The organism is Rhodococcus sp. WY5 (assembly GCF_018588185.1).
GTDB classification, from domain to species: domain Bacteria; phylum Actinomycetota; class Actinomycetes; order Mycobacteriales; family Mycobacteriaceae; genus Rhodococcus_F; species Rhodococcus_F qingshengii.
Window position 1 is genome coordinate 4,933,648 of sequence record NZ_JAAMPR010000001.1, and the last position, 15,983, is coordinate 4,949,630.

Annotated in this window: 15 protein-coding genes; 3 read left to right on the plus strand and 12 right to left on the minus strand. The window is 65.0% G+C overall.

Annotation, left to right across the window (positions count from 1 at the left end):
- Positions 1 to 3: 3 nt before the first annotated feature.
- The 3 genes from G4D79_RS22745 to G4D79_RS22755 form a co-directional block, all read right to left on the minus strand.
- Positions 4 to 1,035: an ATP-dependent 6-phosphofructokinase gene (locus tag G4D79_RS22745; protein WP_019747919.1), complete on the minus strand. Its 1,032-nt coding sequence runs from the start codon at positions 1,033 to 1,035 to the stop codon at positions 4 to 6.
- A 115-nt stretch (positions 1,036 to 1,150) separates the two neighbouring features.
- A complete protein-coding gene (locus tag G4D79_RS22750; RefSeq protein WP_007729374.1) occupies positions 1,151 to 1,813 on the minus strand; it encodes a response regulator transcription factor in 663 nt (220 codons plus the stop codon).
- Between the two features lie 9 nt (positions 1,814 to 1,822).
- Positions 1,823 to 3,097 carry a histidine kinase gene (locus G4D79_RS22755; RefSeq protein WP_214514409.1) on the minus strand — a complete coding sequence of 425 codons (1,275 nt, stop codon included), beginning with the start codon at positions 3,095 to 3,097 and terminating at the stop codon, positions 1,823 to 1,825.
- A 164-nt stretch (positions 3,098 to 3,261) separates the two neighbouring features.
- Here G4D79_RS22755 and G4D79_RS22760 point away from each other — a divergent pair, with 164 nt between their 5' ends.
- Positions 3,262 to 3,936 carry a hypothetical protein gene (locus G4D79_RS22760; protein WP_214514410.1) on the plus strand — a complete coding sequence of 225 codons (675 nt, stop codon included), beginning with the start codon at positions 3,262 to 3,264 and terminating at the stop codon, positions 3,934 to 3,936.
- Complete coding sequence (locus G4D79_RS22765) at positions 3,933 to 5,321, plus strand: alpha/beta-hydrolase family protein (protein ID WP_214514411.1); 1,389 nt, start codon at positions 3,933 to 3,935, stop codon at positions 5,319 to 5,321. Before G4D79_RS22760 ends, G4D79_RS22765 begins: the two co-directional genes overlap by 4 nt.
- A gap of 56 nt (positions 5,322 to 5,377) precedes the next feature.
- Here the strand turns inward: G4D79_RS22765 and gatA are convergent, their stop codons facing one another.
- Both gatA and gatC read right to left on the minus strand, forming a co-directional pair.
- The gene (gene gatA / locus G4D79_RS22770; protein WP_007729384.1) at positions 5,378 to 6,856 is read right to left on the minus strand and encodes an Asp-tRNA(Asn)/Glu-tRNA(Gln) amidotransferase subunit GatA; all 1,479 of its coding nucleotides are present in this window, start codon (positions 6,854 to 6,856) and stop codon (positions 5,378 to 5,380) included.
- Positions 6,853 to 7,152: an Asp-tRNA(Asn)/Glu-tRNA(Gln) amidotransferase subunit GatC gene (gatC, locus tag G4D79_RS22775; RefSeq protein ID WP_003944747.1), complete on the minus strand. Its 300-nt coding sequence runs from the start codon at positions 7,150 to 7,152 to the stop codon at positions 6,853 to 6,855. The genes gatA and gatC overlap by 4 nt, the downstream gene beginning before the upstream one ends.
- A gap of 280 nt (positions 7,153 to 7,432) precedes the next feature.
- Between gatC and G4D79_RS22780 the strand changes: the two genes are divergently transcribed.
- A complete protein-coding gene (locus G4D79_RS22780; RefSeq protein ID WP_003944719.1) occupies positions 7,433 to 8,083 on the plus strand; it encodes an amino acid-binding protein in 651 nt (216 codons plus the stop codon).
- A gap of 13 nt (positions 8,084 to 8,096) precedes the next feature.
- Here G4D79_RS22780 and G4D79_RS22785 read toward each other — a convergent pair whose 3' ends face one another.
- From G4D79_RS22785 to G4D79_RS22815, 7 genes are all read right to left on the minus strand, one after another.
- Positions 8,097 to 8,585: a GNAT family N-acetyltransferase gene (locus G4D79_RS22785; protein ID WP_003944764.1), complete on the minus strand. Its 489-nt coding sequence runs from the start codon at positions 8,583 to 8,585 to the stop codon at positions 8,097 to 8,099.
- 47 nt (positions 8,586 to 8,632) lie between these two features.
- Positions 8,633 to 10,714: an NAD-dependent DNA ligase LigA gene (gene ligA / locus G4D79_RS22790; RefSeq protein ID WP_007729389.1), complete on the minus strand. Its 2,082-nt coding sequence runs from the start codon at positions 10,712 to 10,714 to the stop codon at positions 8,633 to 8,635.
- 81 nt (positions 10,715 to 10,795) lie between these two features.
- The gene (locus G4D79_RS22795) at positions 10,796 to 11,818 is read right to left on the minus strand and encodes a methionine synthase (protein ID WP_054828364.1); all 1,023 of its coding nucleotides are present in this window, start codon (positions 11,816 to 11,818) and stop codon (positions 10,796 to 10,798) included.
- Positions 11,815 to 12,927, minus strand: coding sequence for a tRNA 2-thiouridine(34) synthase MnmA (mnmA, locus tag G4D79_RS22800; protein ID WP_065455554.1), 1,113 nt, complete (start codon positions 12,925 to 12,927; stop codon positions 11,815 to 11,817). Before mnmA ends, G4D79_RS22795 begins: the two co-directional genes overlap by 4 nt.
- Entirely contained in the window at positions 12,927 to 14,156 is a 1,230-nt protein-coding gene (locus G4D79_RS22805) for a cysteine desulfurase family protein (protein ID WP_019747909.1), read from the minus strand. Before G4D79_RS22805 ends, mnmA begins: the two co-directional genes overlap by 1 nt.
- 52 nt (positions 14,157 to 14,208) lie before the next feature.
- Positions 14,209 to 15,108 (minus strand): 1-acyl-sn-glycerol-3-phosphate acyltransferase, encoded by a 900-nt coding sequence (locus G4D79_RS22810; RefSeq protein ID WP_007729400.1) that lies wholly within the window; start codon positions 15,106 to 15,108, stop codon positions 14,209 to 14,211.
- A complete protein-coding gene (locus G4D79_RS22815) occupies positions 15,108 to 15,944 on the minus strand; it encodes a GNAT family N-acetyltransferase (protein WP_214514412.1) in 837 nt (278 codons plus the stop codon). The genes G4D79_RS22810 and G4D79_RS22815 overlap by 1 nt, the downstream gene beginning before the upstream one ends.
- Positions 15,945 to 15,983: the final 39 nt, after the last annotated feature.

A 15,983-nucleotide genomic window follows, 5' to 3' on the forward strand; every position in this document is an offset into this window, starting at 1 on the left:
GGCTCAGCCGAAGAATGCGGCTGCCTCCTCGTAGCGCTCCTTGGGCACCGTCTTGAGTTTGCGGGTCGCCTCGGCGAGCGGAACGAGGTCGATGGACGTTCCGTGCAACGCGACCATCTGACCGAAATCTCCGCGGTGAGCTGCGTCGGTGGCATGAACGCCGAAGCGAGTGGCGAGGATGCGGTCGTGCGGCGTCGGGGTGCCACCGCGCTGAATGTGCCCGAGGACGGTGGTGCGAACTTCCTTGCCGATGCGGCGCTCGATCTCGTTTCCGAGCTGCTGCGCGACACCGGTGAAGATCTTGTGGCCGAACTCGTCTATGCCACCTTCGCGCAGGGTCATCGACGCGGGATCGGGCATCGCACCTTCAGCCACGACGCAGATGAAGTGGGAGTCGCCACGCTGGAAGCGCTTCTTGACCATCGCGCACACCTCGTCGACGTCGAACGGCTGTTCCGGAACCAGCGTGAGGTGTGCCCCCGACGCCAGTCCGGCCTGCAGCGCGATCCAGCCCGCATGCCGGCCCATGACCTCGACGAGCATGACGCGCTGGTGCGATTCGGCCGTGGTGTGGAGCCTGTCAATGGCGTCGGTGGCGACAGCCAAGGCGGTGTCGAAACCGAAAGTCACGTCAGTGCAGTCGATGTCGTTGTCGATCGTCTTGGGCACACCGATCACGGGTACGCCGCTCTCGGAAAGCCAACTGGCCGCGGTGAGAGTGCCTTCGCCGCCGATCGGGATCAGGACGTCGATCCCGTTGTCGTCGAGAGTCTGCTTGATCTGATCGAGGCCCGCACGGAGTTTGTCGGGGTTCACGCGAGCGGTGCCGAGGATCGTGCCGCCGCGGGTGAGGATGCGGTTGATGCGGTCATCGGAGTCGAGCGGGACCTTGCGGTCCTCGAGCAATCCTCGCCAGCCGTCCCGGAATCCGACCACGGTACTGCCGTAACGACCGGCCGACGTACGTACGACGGCGCGGATGACCGCGTTCAAGCCCGGGCAGTCGCCGCCGCCCGTGAGGATTCCGATTCGCATAGTGCAGCACCTCTCGTGACCGGATTGTGGATCTTGGTGTCCATCTTCCCCCAGTCACGGTATTGCCGCAGGATAGCGGCGTTGCCGAGCCGCAACGCCGCGCCGCACGGGACCCCTAACCCGGCGTGACGAGCCCGCTTTCGTACGCCAGCACGACTGCCTGGGCGCGATCGCGCAGATCGAGCTTCGACAGCACCTTCCCGACATGGGTCTTGACGGTCTGCTCGGCGACGAACAGCCGCTCGGCGATCTCGACGTTGGACAATCCGCGGGCGATCAGTTCGAGGACCTCGCGCTCACGCGGGGTCAGGGCGTCCAGCGCTGCGGGCCGTGCGCGCGGGGCCGCCCGCCGGCTGGTCACATCGGCAATCAGACGCCGAGTCACCGTCGGCGCCAGCAAAGCCTGCCCTTCGGCAACGACGCGTACCGCCCGAATCAGCTCCTCAGCCGGTGCGTCCTTGAGCATGAAACCGCTCGCCCCGACGCTCAGGGCCTCGTAGACGTAGTCGTCGATGTCGAAAGTGGTGAGCATGAGGACTCGCACCGGCGGTTCCCATCCGGCGGACAGAATCTGGCGGGCAGCGTCGAGTCCGTTCATCTCGGGCATGCGAACATCCATCAAGACCACATCCGGACGCAATCGCGCGACCTCGGCGACGGCGATCTTGCCGTCCGGCGCATCGCCGATCACGCTGATGTCGGGCTGGGCGGAGAGTAGGGCTCCGAACCCTTGTCGAACCATCGCCTGGTCGTCTGCGATGAATACTGTGATGGGCACTCGGACAGCCTAGGCGGGCATCGACGGCAACTCGGCCCGGACCTCGAACCCTCCGTCCTGTCGCCGGTTTGCCAGCAGCATGCCGCCCACCGCCGAAGCCCGCTCTCGCATTCCGCGGATTCCGTTGCCACCAGTGGTTTCCGACGTTGAGTGCTGATTGCCACCCAATGGCGAAGGTCCGTTGTTCACGAGCGCGCTCACCGATTGCGGACCGAAGGCCACGGCGACCTCGATGGGTCCGCCTGGCGAATGCCTGGCCGCGTTGGTGATCGACTCCTGAATGATCCGGTAGAGCGCAAGGCCCGTGGATTCCGAGACCGACGCTCGATCACCGTCGACTCGCCACGACACCGGCAAACCGGCACGAGTACTGCCGAGCAACAGTTCGTCCAACTGGTCGACGCCCGGTTGCGGAGCTGTCACCATGGGGTCCCCGTCGCTGCGCAGCACTCCGAGGAGACCACGAATCTCGTTGAGCGCTGCTCGCCCTGTCTCACTTATCGATTCGAATTCGGTTCGGATCTCCGGAGTGACTGCATCGAGTCTGTACGGCGCACTCTGAGCTTGCACGACCACCATCGACATGTGGTGGGCCACGATGTCGTGCAAGTCGCGGGCGATCCGCGCCTTCTCCTCGAGGATCGTGCGTCGAGTGCGTTCGAGTTCGCTGACTTCCTCCTGCTTGGCCAACTGGCGGCGTGAGAGAACCAACCAGCGGATCAACAGGCAGAAGACGACCAGGGCACTCAGTCCGACAGCCCAACCGGCGCCGTCGCTTCCAGGGGCGTTGCCGAGAAAGAGCAGCACCGTGGCGATCCAGGCGACACCGACAACCTGCATGGGCGCCCGCAGACTCACTGCGGCCAGCAACGACATCAGCACGATGATGTGGACGACCTGCCACGGGTAGTCGTAACCGGGAGTGTTGTCGAACACCAACGGGATGATCAGCGCCGAGACCGCCGACACCGCCCACCCCAACGGAGCGTTGATCCGGATCAGGACGAACGGAAATGCAGCCAACGCGGCGACGAAGGGCATGATCGGCGGCGAAACATGATGCGTCAGTTGCAGTGTCGGCCAGGCAATCGAATAGAGGATCAGAGTGATCGCTACGATGACGATGTTCCAGAACTGACCGCGGGCCACGAAACTGGTTGCCCGGCGCACTTTCTCCGAATGAACGACCACCCCGTCGAGGCCGGACAGCATCGACCCGGCGGTGGCGTATGTCGGCGCGGGCACATCCGGTGCACCCTTGTTCTTCCTACGGACCTTGATCACTCGTCAAGCCTATGAAGGCGAACCCCGAAAGTCCTCATACTGCAGAGTGAGATCCCCCTACCTCCGAGGTATCACAGGGGAGGGAATTCTCACCCGAATGCGCGTCGGAGAACCCCTCCACAGAGCGATGACCGCCAGGATTGTCCGTTCATAGCGTGAACGGCATGCGGATCACACGGGTGAAAGACATCTCTCGAAGCGCCGGCACCTTGGCTGCCCTGACGCTGGCTGCAACGGCAGCGATCACGGTCACTGCCGGAGCGAGCGGAGCCCAGTCGCCGCGCACCGAGAATTCGAACGCATCCAGGGCGATCGCCACCGTGACTACTGCGGATGCCGCTGACGCTGCGACCACCATCCCGGCGGACTTTGCGGCATTCGCCGGTTACACCCCCGCCGTCGTCGACGGATACCTCGCCAATCCCCACGGCGACTGCTCGTCGCCGGTCCCACTTCCCGACGAATTCGACTCGGCCTGCAAAGCGCACGATCTCGGCTACGACCTACTCCGCTACGCGCATTCGCACGGAACGGAACTGGGGCCGTGGGCACGTCAGGTCCTCGACGGTCAGCTCGACCAGCGAATGCATGCCGCGTGTGAAGACCGCACGTCCTTTCTCTCACGAGGGTATTGCTTCGCGATGGCCGATGTAGCCGTCACGGCTGTGAACGGAAACTCCTGGCGCCAAAGCTATCTGACGCCGGTCGCGGAATCGGGATTCGGTTACGGCACGGCCGGTGTTCTGGCAGTCTCCGCCTTCGGCTTCACCCTGATGCGATCGCGGCGCCTCGACCCGTCGAACGAGTTCTCCTACTCCCCGAAAGCGATTGCAGCATGAGCGTTCTGAATGCGTCACGGACCCCCGTCCTCGCCCGAGTCGGGGCGCTCGCACTCCCCCGCGTGTCCACGAGCGTCGCCGTGGCAGCGATGTCCGCCATCTCGCTGGCTCCCGGACTCCTGCCGCGATCAGCCGTACTACAAGGGGTGTTCAGCGGTCTGCTCGTCGCGGCCGGACTACTGGCGATGTGGGCGTTCTCCGCGGTAGCCCGTCGGCTCGTCCCCGACCGGGTCAAGGCCCGATTCGACGAACGTCATTGGCGCATCACCGCGTTCGGGTTGTCGACTGCCGGCACCGCAGTTGCGATGTTCGCCGCCGCCGGTTGGCAGAACTCGTTGCGAGCGGCGATGGGCGCACCGTCTGCCGGACTTCTCCACTGGGCGGAGGCGGGTTGCATTGCAGCACTGACCGCACTTGGTCTCTGGGGCATCGGGATCGGAATTTCGAAGGCGCTGCGGTGGATGGGTTTCGCGCGGAGCGTCGGCGCACTGGTCATGGGTGTTCTCGGGGTGCAGTTGGTAGTCGGTCCCGTCGTGTGGAACGGCCTCGCCGATTCGTTCGACAAGTCCAACGCGTACATCGACACTGCTCTGACACAGCCACTTTCGGCCTCCGCGACAGGCAGCCCCGAATCTCTCATCTCGTGGACGTCGATGGGGGCGGAGGGACGCAAATTCGTCGCAGCAGGCGAAGACTCGGTGCGTGTCTACGCCGGTTTGGATTCGGCACCCGACACTGCATCACGTGCCGCTCTCGCGGTGAGCGAACTCGATCGCGTCGGCGGCTTTGCCCGCAACAGCGTCGTAGTGGCCGTTCCGACCGGATCGGGGTGGATCGACACGCATGCAGTCGACGGTATCGAGAAACGGTTCGGCGGCGACGTCGCAATAGTCGGGCAGCAATACTCCGACGCACCCAGTTGGGCGACATTCCTGTTCAGCCGCGACGACGCCGAAGAATCGGCAACCGCTCTGTTCACCGCCGTCGGCAGCCACATTGCCGCCATGCCCGCCGAGGATCGACCGGACCTGTTCCTCTACGGACAGAGCCTCGGCGCCGTCGGCGGCAGCGCCGCACTGTCCGAGGGCAGTCCCATTGTCCCGTGCGACGTGTTGTGGGCAGGTCCCCCGGCCGGCGCGACAGGGACGGACGGCGCAACCGTCCTAGCGAACACGTCTGACCCGGTGGTGTGGTGGTCCCCCGCCCTCGCGACGCAGAAGCCGGATCTGAGCCGTGCCGTGCAAGATGCACCGATCCCGCAGTGGATCCCGGGTGTCACGTTCTTGCAGACCACCGTCGACATGCTCGGTTCGCTCGGTGTCCCCGCCGGTCACGGCCATCGCTACGGAACCGATCAGGGGACGGCCCTGAGAACTTGCTCCTGAACTGCTGTGCGCCTTTATTAACCGCGGGGGGTTGATAAAGGCGCACAGCAAACAGGTCAGACTGCAGTCGCGATCGGGCCGCGAGCTGCTTCGTAGGCCGCACCGACACGGTAGAGGCGCTCGTCAGCCATGGCGGGCGCCATGATCTGCAAGCCCACCGGCAGGTTGTCGTCCGCGGACAGGCCCGAGGGCACCGACATCGCGCAGTGTCCGGCCAGGTTGGTCGGCAACGTGCACAGGTCCGAGAGGTACATGGCCAACGGATCGCCGACCTTCTCCCCCAACTTCCACGGCGTGAACGGGCTGGTCGGCGAGACCAGTACGTCCACCTTCTCGTAGGCCTTGTCGAAATCGCGCGCGATGAGCGTACGGACCTTGAGCGCCGAACCGTAGTAGGCGTCGTAGTAGCCCGAGGACAGTGCGTAGGTACCGATCATGATGCGGCGCTTGACCTCCGGACCGAAACCGGCGGCGCGGGTTGCCGCCATGACCTGGTCGGCACTCATGTTGCCGTCGTCGACACGCAGTCCGTAGCGCATCGCGTCGAAGCGGGCCAGGTTGGACGAGACCTCACTGGGCAGCACCAGATAGTACGACGCGAGCGCGTGCTCGAAGCTCGGGCACGAGACCTCGACAACCTCGGCACCGAGTGCCTTGAGCTGCTCGACGGCAGCATCGAAGGAAGCGATGACGCCTGGCTGGTAGCTGTCGGAGTGAAGTTCCTTGACCACACCGACTTTGACGCCGCGCAGGTCGCCGGCTGCACCTTCACGTGCCGCAGCGACCACCGGACGCACGGGGGCGTCGATGGACGTGGAGTCACGCGGATCGTGCCCGGCGATGACCTCGTGCAGCAGAGCGGTGTCGAGCACGGTGCGGCCACAGGGACCGCCCTGATCGAGCGAGGAGGCGCACGCGACGAGTCCGAAGCGTGAGACAGTTCCGTACGTCGGCTTGGTGCCGACCGTTGCGGTGACCGCAGCGGGCTGACGGATCGAACCGCCGGTGTCAGTGCCGATGGCCAGCGGGGCCTGACGGGACGCGAGCGCCGCTGCACTACCGCCGCCCGAGCCACCGGGGATGCGGGTGACGTCCCACGGGTTACGCGTCGGGCCGAAGGCCGAGTTCTCGGTCGAAGAGCCCATCGCGAACTCGTCGAGGTTCGTCTTGCCGAGGATCGGGATGCCGGCAGCGCGCAGCTTGGAGGTCAGAGTCGCGTCGTACGGCGCGACCCAGCCTTCGAGAATCTTCGACGCACAGGTGGTCGGCATGTCCGTCGTGGTGAAGATGTCCTTCAGCGCGATCGGAACGCCGGCGAGTGCCGAAGCGGGTTCGTTTCCGCCCGCCAGCGAGTTGTCCACTGCTGCGGCGGCTTCGAGAGCCTGTTCGCCTGCAACGTGCAGGAAGGCGTGGTACTCGGTGTCGACGGCCGCGATGCGGTCGAGATGCGCCTGCGTGACCTCTACCGAGGACACCTCACGCGAGTGGATCTTGCCGGCCAGCTCAGCGGCGTCCAGCGTGGTCAGATCGGTCATTCGCCCTCTCCAAGGATCTGCGGAACCGCAAAGCGATCCTGTTCGACTGCGGGTGCTCCGGACAATGCCTGCTCGGGGGTCAACCCGGGCACGATCACGTCGGGGCGCGTCACGTTGGTGACGGCATTGGGATTCGCCATGGGCGGGACGTCGTCGGCCGCAACCTCGGTGACCACCTTGACGTGGTTGAGAATCGAATCCAACTGACCGGCGAACTCGTCGAGTTCGGCATCGGACAGGGCGAGTCTGGACAGCCGCGCGAGGTGCGCGACCTCGTCACGGGAGATGGCAGGCACCGCGGGGCCCCTTTCGGAAGAGGACGTGAACATTGCCGGTCCAGCCTAGTTGCTCGCCGCGACAGACCTGTAAGCACGCCCGCTGTATCGAACGACGAGCACGCTCACTGTGTCGATCGCCACGCCGGATGCCCGCGGTGTGTTTCGCTCGTGTGACAAGCATGTGCATCCGGCGTGACGCCGCCGCGGCGCCCACCATCGCAGGTTGGGCAAGTGCAAAGATGAGTCAGGCCCGGGTCGACGTGATCCGGGCGAGAACCGATCAGCGAAAGGCACGCACGTGTCGTACCTGCTTCGCGTCCAACTGCCCGATCGACCAGGCAGCCTCGGCGCGCTCGCCGTAGCTCTCGGATCCGTGGGCGCAGACATCCTCTCCCTCGACGTCGTGGAACGAGGTGACGGTTTTGCCATCGACGACCTCGTGGTCGACGTCGAACCGGGCGCGCTGCCCGACACCTTGATCACCGCTGCCGAGCATCTACCGGACGTGCTGGTCGATTCGATCCGCCCCTACGCCGGGATTCTCGACACTCACCGTGAGCTCGAACTCATAGATTCCGTTGCGACGGCCCGAAACGATCGACTACAGGTCCTCGTCGACGGCGCGCCGCGTGTACTGCGAGTCGGCTGGTGCGTCGTCGCGGACATCGGCAAGCACGGTGCGTACCGCGTCGTCGGTAGCGCCGGCGCGCCGGAAACCCACGCCACCGACATTCCGTGGATGCCACTGGACAAGCCCACCGCCCTCGACGGCGAGGCCGACTGGGTTCCGGACGTATGGCGCGACATGAACACCAGCCTCGCTGCCGCACCTCTCGGCTCCGGCAATCGAGTCCTCATGCTCGGTCGTCCCGGTGGGCCCGAATTCCGCCCTTCGGAGATAGCCCGCCTCGGCTACCTCGCAGGAATCGTGGCGACGGTACTGGGTTGACCAGGCTGGCTGATCAGGCCAGGCCGCGAACCATGACGGTCAGTTCCATACCGCGAATCGGCTCCCACGCCCGCTCGGGATCGGGGACGAAACCGTTGCGGTCGTAGATACGACGGGCATCGACCATCTCGGGCTGCGTCGAGATGACCACCGAGTGATCGCCGCGGTCGTAGGCTTCGGCGATCACTGCGCGAACCAATGCGGTTCCGGCGCCCGATCCCCGAGCTTGCGGCGAGACTGCGAGCATGCGGAACTCGAGTTCGCCCTTCTGCGCAACATCCGCGAAGGGCGTGCCGGGTTCTGCGATCGTCAACGAGCCCACGACTTCGTCACCGAGAACCGCAACCAGCACCCGGCCCTGCTCCACCCGAGTTGCGGTGTCTCGCAGGCGCTCCGCGTACGGCGATCCGCCGGCGACAAATCCGCCACCCACGTACGACTGCACAGTCAGCTCCCCGACGGTCTCGAACTCAGCCGGTAGAACTTCACGAATCTCGATCATGGCGTCACTATCGCACCCAGCACACCAATCTCAGAAATCGGACAAAGTCACTCTGGTTCGTCCAAATCGGTGGGAGCGACCGCATCCGGGCCATCTTCGAGCAACCGCCGAAAGCCGTCTTCGTCGAGCACCGGCACACCCAATTCGACCGCCTTGTCGTGCTTGGAACCGGGTGCTTCACCGACGACGACAAACGCAGTCTTCTTCGAGACCGACCCTGCCGCCTTGCCGCCGCGCACCAGAATCGCTTCCTTCGCCTGATCACGTGAGTAGGTCTCGAGCGAACCGGTGACGACGATCGAGAGGCCCTCGAGATTGCGCGGAATCGAATCGTCGCGTTCGTCCTCCATGCGTACTCCGGCCGACGCCCACTTGTCGACGATCTGCTGGTGCCAGTCGACGGAGAACCACTCCACGACGGCGGCGGCGATAGTCGATCCGACGCCGTCGACTGCAGCCAACTCGTCGACCGAGGCTTCCCGAATGCGTTGCAGCGAGCCGAATTCGCCGGCCAACGCCCTCGCGGCAGTGGGGCCGACGTGCCGAATCGACAGTGCCACAAGCACTCTCCACAGCGGCTTGTCCTTGGCCGAATCCAGGTTGGCCAGCAAGCGTTTTCCGTTGGCGGACAGGGATCCCGCATTGGTGCGGAAGATCGGAACTTCGATCAGTTTCTCGGCGTCGAGTGAGAAAAGATCGCCCTCGTCGCCGATGACCTTCGCCTCCAACAGCCCGGTCGCGGCCTCGTAACCGAGCACCTCGATGTCGAATGCACCGCGCCCCGAGACGTGGAACACGCGCTCGCGCAACTGCGCCGGGCAGTACTGCTGATTGGGGCATCGCACGTCGACGTCGCCCTCTTTCGCGGGTGCCAACAACGTGCCGCACTCGGGACAATGCGTCGGCATGACGAACTCGCGCTCGGTACCGTCACGAACGTCTGCCACGGGACCGAGAACCTCGGGGATGACGTCTCCGGCCTTGCGCAACACCACGGTGTCGCCGATCAGCACACCCTTGCGCTTGACCTCCGAGCCGTTGTGCAGCGTGGCCAAGGACACAGTGGAACCCGCCACCGTGACGGGTTCCATGTACGCGAACGGCGTCACACGACCCGTACGTCCGACACTGACCCGGATGTCGAGGAGCTTGGTCGTGACCTCTTCCGGCGGGTACTTGTACGCGATCGCCCACCGTGGTGCGCGCGACGTGGTGCCCAGACGTCGATGTAACGACATCTCGTCTACCTTGACCACCAATCCGTCGATCTCGTGCTCGACGTCGTGGCGGTGCTCTCCCCAGTACTTCATCTTCTCGACCACGGCGTCGGCGCCGACCACCCGTGAGGTGTGCGTGGACACCGGCAGACCCCAGGCGGCGAGGGCCACGTAGGCGTCGTACTGCGAGGCCGGCTCGAAACCTTCCATGCGCCCGAACCCGTGGCAGATCATTCCGAGGCGGCGACGCGCGGTGACGGCAGGATTCTTCTGACGCAGGGAGCCCGCCGCGGAGTTGCGCGGATTGGCGAACGGCGCCTTCCCCTCCTCCACCAGGGAGGCATTGAGTGCTGCGAAGTCCTCGAGGCGGAAGAACACCTCGCCACGCACCTCGAGCAGGCTCGGAATCGGGTACTCGTCCGTGGCGGTAAGGCGCTCCGGGATGTCGTTGATCGTCAGAGCGTTGAGCGTGACCAGCTCGCCCGTACGACCGTCACCGCGGGTTGCGGCACGAACGAGTTTGCCGTTCTCGTAGACGAGATTGAGGGCGACACCATCGATTTTCACTTCACAGAGATAGTGCAGTTCCGGCCCGGTTTCCTGCTCTACCTTGGCGATCCATGCTCGGAGCTCCGACTCGTCGAAGACGTTGTCGAGGCTGAGCATCCGCTCGAGGTGGTCGACGGACGTGAAGTCCGTCGCGAATCCGCCACCGACGAGTTGCGTCGGAGAGTCGGGAGTTCGCAGATCCGGGTACTGCTCTTCGAGAGCATTGAGCTGCCCGAGCAATGTGTCGAATGCACCGTCCGAAATGACGGGCGCATCACGAACGTAGTAGCGGAACTGATGCTGGCGTACCTCTTCGGCCAGCTCCGTCCACTGCTCGCGCGCCTCGTTGGGCGCTGGCTGCATTGCATCCGCGGTTTCAGTCACAGCTAGAAGATTATCGGTTCACACCGACACACCACACGACTCCACATCGGAACGCACACACTAGAACGCCGACGGATCGTCCACCAATGCCTTGCCGACGTCTGTACACAGCCGAAGGGCGGCACGAGCCCAGTCGAGGTTCGCACCCGAAAGACCGCAACGCGGAGTGACCGCGACCTGGGTCTGCAGGAGTTCACGAGAGAAGCCGAGACGATCTACCAGTGTGACGGCGGGCATCGCACACTCTTTCCACGTCACCGGCTTTTCCGGCTCCACGGACGGAACCAGACCGAGCGCCAATTCCTTGCCGGCGTCGAACAACTGGCCGATACCGTCCAGATCGCGTGAGCCGATGAGCGACATGTCGAAGCTCACGCCGAACGCCTGGCTTCGCCTCAGTAGATCCCACGGCATGTCTGTGCCGCAACTGTGGACGATTGTGGGCAGTCCGCAACCGCTGATCGTCGAGTCGAGTACGGCGAGTGCCTCGGGTTCCGGCAGTGCCGGAACGCTCTCCATCTTGGTGCGCCCAGGCAGCGAACCGGCCAGAACTGCCGCGATCTGCGGCTCGTCCAACTGAATCACCACTGCGGCGCCGGTGCGGCGAGTGACCTCGGCCGCATGACGCGCGAGACCCTCACCGAGTGATTCTGCGACGTCGCGGAGCGCACCGCGGTCGACGAGAACTCGCGAACCGTTTGCGACTTCGATCTCGGCGCCGAGTGTCAGCGGGCCGGCGACTTGGAGCTTGACGACGTGGTCTTCGCCGACCAAGCGCGCTGACTCCCAGGCTTCCTCGAGCGCGTCGAGATCCTGATTCAGAAAGTCCTCGGCTCGCTTCGCGACATTGCCCCTCCGAGGCACGACTCGATAGGCACGGGTCGAGGCGTCGAGGTTGATATCGACCAGAATTGCCCCCGCCCGGCCGACCATGTCAGCGCCGAGTCCGCGGCTCGGCAACTCCACCAGATGCGGGAAACCACCCAGCTCGCCGAGGATGGTTGCGGCACTTTCGCGGGCATCCGTGCCCGGCCAGGATCCGATTCCGGTGACGAGACCACCGATGGAAACCTGCTGCGTCACAGTGTGTTCGGCTCGGATTCGGTACCCGAGATGGTGCCACTGCCGAGGACCTGGTCACCCAGTTCGCGGTCGGGGCGATACAACACGACGGCCTGTCCCTTTGCGACGCCGGTCAGTGGTTCGCGCAACGAGATCGAGATACCGCCGCTTGAAGTACCGTCGTCGACGGCCTCCGCAACGGCCTGCGCCAGTCCACCGTGCGCACGAACCTGCACCATGCATTCGACGGGGCCCTCCGGCGCCTGGCCCGAGGTCCAGATCGCACGCTGCGCCGAGATGGCCCAGACCTCGAGATTCTTGGCCGAACCCACTCGGACCGTTCCGGTTTCGGGCTCGATCGCGGTCACGTACCGCGGACGGCCGTCACCCGCCGGACCTTCGACGCCGAGACCCTTGCGCTGTCCGATCGTGAAGCCGTGTACGCCGTCGTGTGCAGCGAGGACTTCACCCGAATCGGCGTCGACGACGCTTCCCGGACGAACGCCGATGCGCGCACCCAGGAATGCTCGTGTGTCGCCGGTCGGGATGAAGCAGATGTCGTGACTGTCAGGCTTGTTCGCCACAGCCAGACCGCGCTCGGCGGCTTCCTCGCGGATCTGTTCTTTCGGTGTGTCACCGATCGGGAACATCGCTCGCGAAAGCTGCTCAGCCGTCAGCACACCGAGGACATACGACTGGTCCTTGTCAGCGTCGACCGCCCGGCGCAGGACGCCGTCTTCGAGGCGCGCGTAGTGACCGGTCGCCACGGCGTCGAAGCCGAGAGCGACTGCACGGTCGGCGAGTGCGGTGAACTTGATCTTCTCGTTGCAGCGCAGGCACGGATTGGGGGTCTCACCCGCTGCGTACGACGCCACGAAGTCGTCGATCACGTCTTCCTTGAAGCGATCGGCGAAATCCCAGACGTAGAAGGGTATTCCGAGAACGTCGGCGGCGCGCCTGGCGTCGCCGGCATCTTCCTTCGAGCAGCATCCACGCGAACCCGTCCGCAATGCGCCCGGCGCCGTGGACAAAGCAAGATGAACGCCGACGACGTCGTGTCCGGCGGCGACAGCGCGGGCGGCGGCGACAGCGGAGTCGACACCTCCGCTCATGGCTGCGAGTACTCGCATCAGCGATCCCCTCCACGCGAACCGGCACCGGCAAGACCGGCGGCCCGAGCGCGCTCTACTACTTGTGGAAGCGCAGCGATGAGCGCGTCCACATCGGTGACACTCGACGTATGTCCGAGCGAAAATCTCAGTGAGCCACGCGCGACGGGCGATTCGACGCCCATCGCGATCAAGACATGGCTGGCTCTGGCCACACCGGCGGTGCAGGCCGAACCGGTGGAACATTCGATACCGGCGGCGTCGAGCAGCATCAGCAACGAATCGCCCTCGCAGCCGGGGAAGGTGAAGTGCGCGTTACCGGGAAGCCGATCGGATCCGGTCGGGCCGTTGAGCACCGACTCGGGAAGAATCTCCAGGACTCCGTCGATCAAACGGTCACGCAACTGCGCCAATTCCCTTGTGCTGGAATCGAAGTTCTCGACGTTTGCGCGCAGCGCCGCAGCCATCCCGACAACGCCCGCAGTATCCGGAGTGCCCGAACGCAGATCACGTTCGTGTCCGCCGCCGTGAAGGAGCGGCACACACGGAACCTGGCGTCCGAGCAGCAGTGCGCCGACGCCGTGCGGACCACCGAACTTGTGCGCCGCGATGCTCAGCGCGGACAATTTGCTCGCCGCGAAATCGACCGGCAATTGTGCAACTGCCTGAACCGCGTCGCTGTGCATCGGAATCTCGAACTCAGCCGAAATCTCCGCCAACTCCACGATCGGCATGATCGAGCCGACCTCGTTGTTGGCCCACATCACCGTCACGAGTGCTACCTCGTCGGCGTGGACGGAAAGCTCGTCACGCAAGGTCTGCGGATCGACGACACCGTTCTCGTCGACCGGCAACCACGTCACGCGCGCGCCCTCGTGCTGCTCGAGCCACTCGACGGCGTCGAGCACAGCATGATGCTCGACGGAGCTGGCCAGGATGCGAGTGCGTCGCGGGTCTGCGTCACGGCGAGCCCAGTAGATGCCCTTGACCGCGAGATTGTCGCTCTCGGTGCCTCCGGAGGTGAAGATGACCTCCGACGGCCGCGCACCCAAGCTGGCGGCGATCGATTCGCGCGATTCCTCGACGCGGCGCCGGGCCGCACGGCCGGAGCCGTGCAGCGAGGACGCGTTGCCCACGGTTTTGAAGGTATCGGTCATCGCCTCGATAGCGGCTGCCGACATCGGAGTCGTGGCGGCATGATCGAGGTACACCGGAAATCCGGCGTGGGCACTGTGTGCAGGCAGAGTCATGGCTTGACAAGGATAGCCCAGCACGAGAGTTCGACCAGCCTCGCTCAGCAGGCTAAGCGCTCATCGCCGGGGAAGGATCGATTTGTCCCACGGCTTGTGTCACGAGTTCCGGTGCGGGGTCGAAGATGTCGTGAGCTGCCAGATCGATGATGTCGACGCCGCGTACGGCTCTCTCGCATCGCTGCGCGAGATCGGCTCGACACTCCCCTGCCTCCTCGAGCGGAGCCAGCCTGACCTTCACCTCGACGTTCTTCTGACGCAGGATCCGACGGATGGACTGACCGATCGTTTCGGTGCCGACAAAGCAGGGTCCGGTGCACAGGGAACCGTCGGCGTTCTCGTAGCGGATCGCCATCGGCTGAACCGGGCATTCGGCGTCGACGGCTGCTTGGAACATCGCCGGACGAAAACCGCCGTACGCCCGCCCACACCAGGTCGTTCCCTCGGGGAACACCATCACCCGGACACCTCGCTGCAGGCGTTCGCGAACGACGTCGACGGTTCCGGGGAGTTCACGCAGGCGAGCGCGGTCGATGGGGACGACGCGCATCCGGCGCGCGAGACCGCCGAGCACTGCCCAGTCGAGCAGGTCGGCGCGGGCGACGAAGTTGGCCGGAGCAACGGCGCTCGCGACGAGGACGTCGGTCCAGGACACGTGACCGGCGACAACCATGACCCCGTCAGGTTCCGCGCGCCCCAACCGCTGGTCGTCGACCGTCAGCTTCATCCCCAGACAACGAAGCAACGCGCGCGAGTATCCGCGTTGCATCTCAGTACGCCAGGTGCGCGGGAGGAGCCAGCCGGCCGAAAGCACAGGCGCAGTCAACAGTGCGGCACCGACCATGACCCCGCGGGCCATCACGGTGATACTCGACACACCGGGTGCGTCCGCGGGTAGGCACCCGTCGCCGCAGGGGCTCGTCGGCACCCAGTACGGCACCGCCGCGGTCATCAGCCGATCCCCGACTCGTGTGCGGCGGCCGCCGATCGCAGCCGTTCGAGGTACCGCTTGTTGGCGGAGTGAAGGCCTTGCAGCGCAACAAAATCGGCCACACCGAACTCGGGATCGTGAGCAGGTTCCCCGCAGATCATCGCGCCCATCCGCAAGTAACCACGGAGCAACGGTGGCATCGTCACGCGTTCCGGTGCGGCGATCTCGTCGAGCGTCAGACCCCCGAGGACCACCGGGTTTCGTGGGATCACCCGCCGCGACCCCGGACTGGCGTGCTTGTTCATCACGAAGTCACGGACGCCGCGGACATCGGCGCCGGCAATTGAATCGGGGCTCGGCAAGACGGGCACGGAGACGCAGCCCATCACCCACTCGTATCCGGTCAATTCGAGATAGTGCAGGATGCCCGACCACATCAGGCTCAGGACGGATCCGGTGCGGTGAGCGGGATCGACGCACGCGCGACCCATTTCGACGATCCGGTTCACCACCGGATCGAGCGCGGAGATGTCGAATTCCGTTGCGGTGTAATACCCACCGGCCGCCGCAGCGGAATCCGGCGGCAGCATTCGGTAGCAGCCGACGTACTCCTCGGTGATGTTGTCACGAACGAGTAGATGATCACAGAATTCGTCGAAGGCGTCGGCGTCGAGTTCGAAGACCCCGGCCGAGGCCGGGAGGGAGAAGCCTGGCTCGGAGGCGAACACTCGGAATCGAAGGCGCTGCGCAGCGACACGATGCTCGCGGTCGGAGGAGACGATCAGGGAATATCTCGGCTGGGCGACCTCACGGCCGAGATTGTCACTCGCGGAGCGAAGGACTGACGTAATTGTCATGCGCAAGGTTTATCGAGCGCGAACGGCGTCTCGGTATCG

Excerpts from the sequence above, each read along its gene's own strand:
- G4D79_RS22745 (WP_019747919.1), bottom strand. The coding sequence starts at position 1,035 with ATGCGAATCGGAATCCTCACGGGCGGCGGCGACTGCCCGGGCTTGAAC.
- G4D79_RS22760 (WP_214514410.1), top strand. The coding sequence starts at position 3,262 with ATGCGGATCACACGGGTGAAAGACATCTCTCGAAGCGCCGGCACCTTG.
- G4D79_RS22765 (WP_214514411.1), top strand. The coding sequence starts at position 3,933 with ATGAGCGTTCTGAATGCGTCACGGACCCCCGTCCTCGCCCGAGTCGGG.
- gatA (WP_007729384.1), bottom strand. The coding sequence starts at position 6,856 with ATGACCGATCTGACCACGCTGGACGCCGCTGAGCTGGCCGGCAAGATC.
- G4D79_RS22785 (WP_003944764.1), bottom strand. The coding sequence starts at position 8,585 with ATGATCGAGATTCGTGAAGTTCTACCGGCTGAGTTCGAGACCGTCGGG.
- ligA (WP_007729389.1), bottom strand. The coding sequence starts at position 10,714 with ATGCAGCCAGCGCCCAACGAGGCGCGCGAGCAGTGGACGGAGCTGGCC.
- mnmA (WP_065455554.1), bottom strand. The coding sequence starts at position 12,927 with ATGCGAGTACTCGCAGCCATGAGCGGAGGTGTCGACTCCGCTGTCGCC.
- G4D79_RS22805 (WP_019747909.1), bottom strand. The coding sequence starts at position 14,156 with ATGACTCTGCCTGCACACAGTGCCCACGCCGGATTTCCGGTGTACCTC.
- G4D79_RS22810 (WP_007729400.1), bottom strand. The coding sequence starts at position 15,108 with ATGACCGCGGCGGTGCCGTACTGGGTGCCGACGAGCCCCTGCGGCGAC.
- G4D79_RS22815 (WP_214514412.1), bottom strand. The coding sequence starts at position 15,944 with ATGACAATTACGTCAGTCCTTCGCTCCGCGAGTGACAATCTCGGCCGT.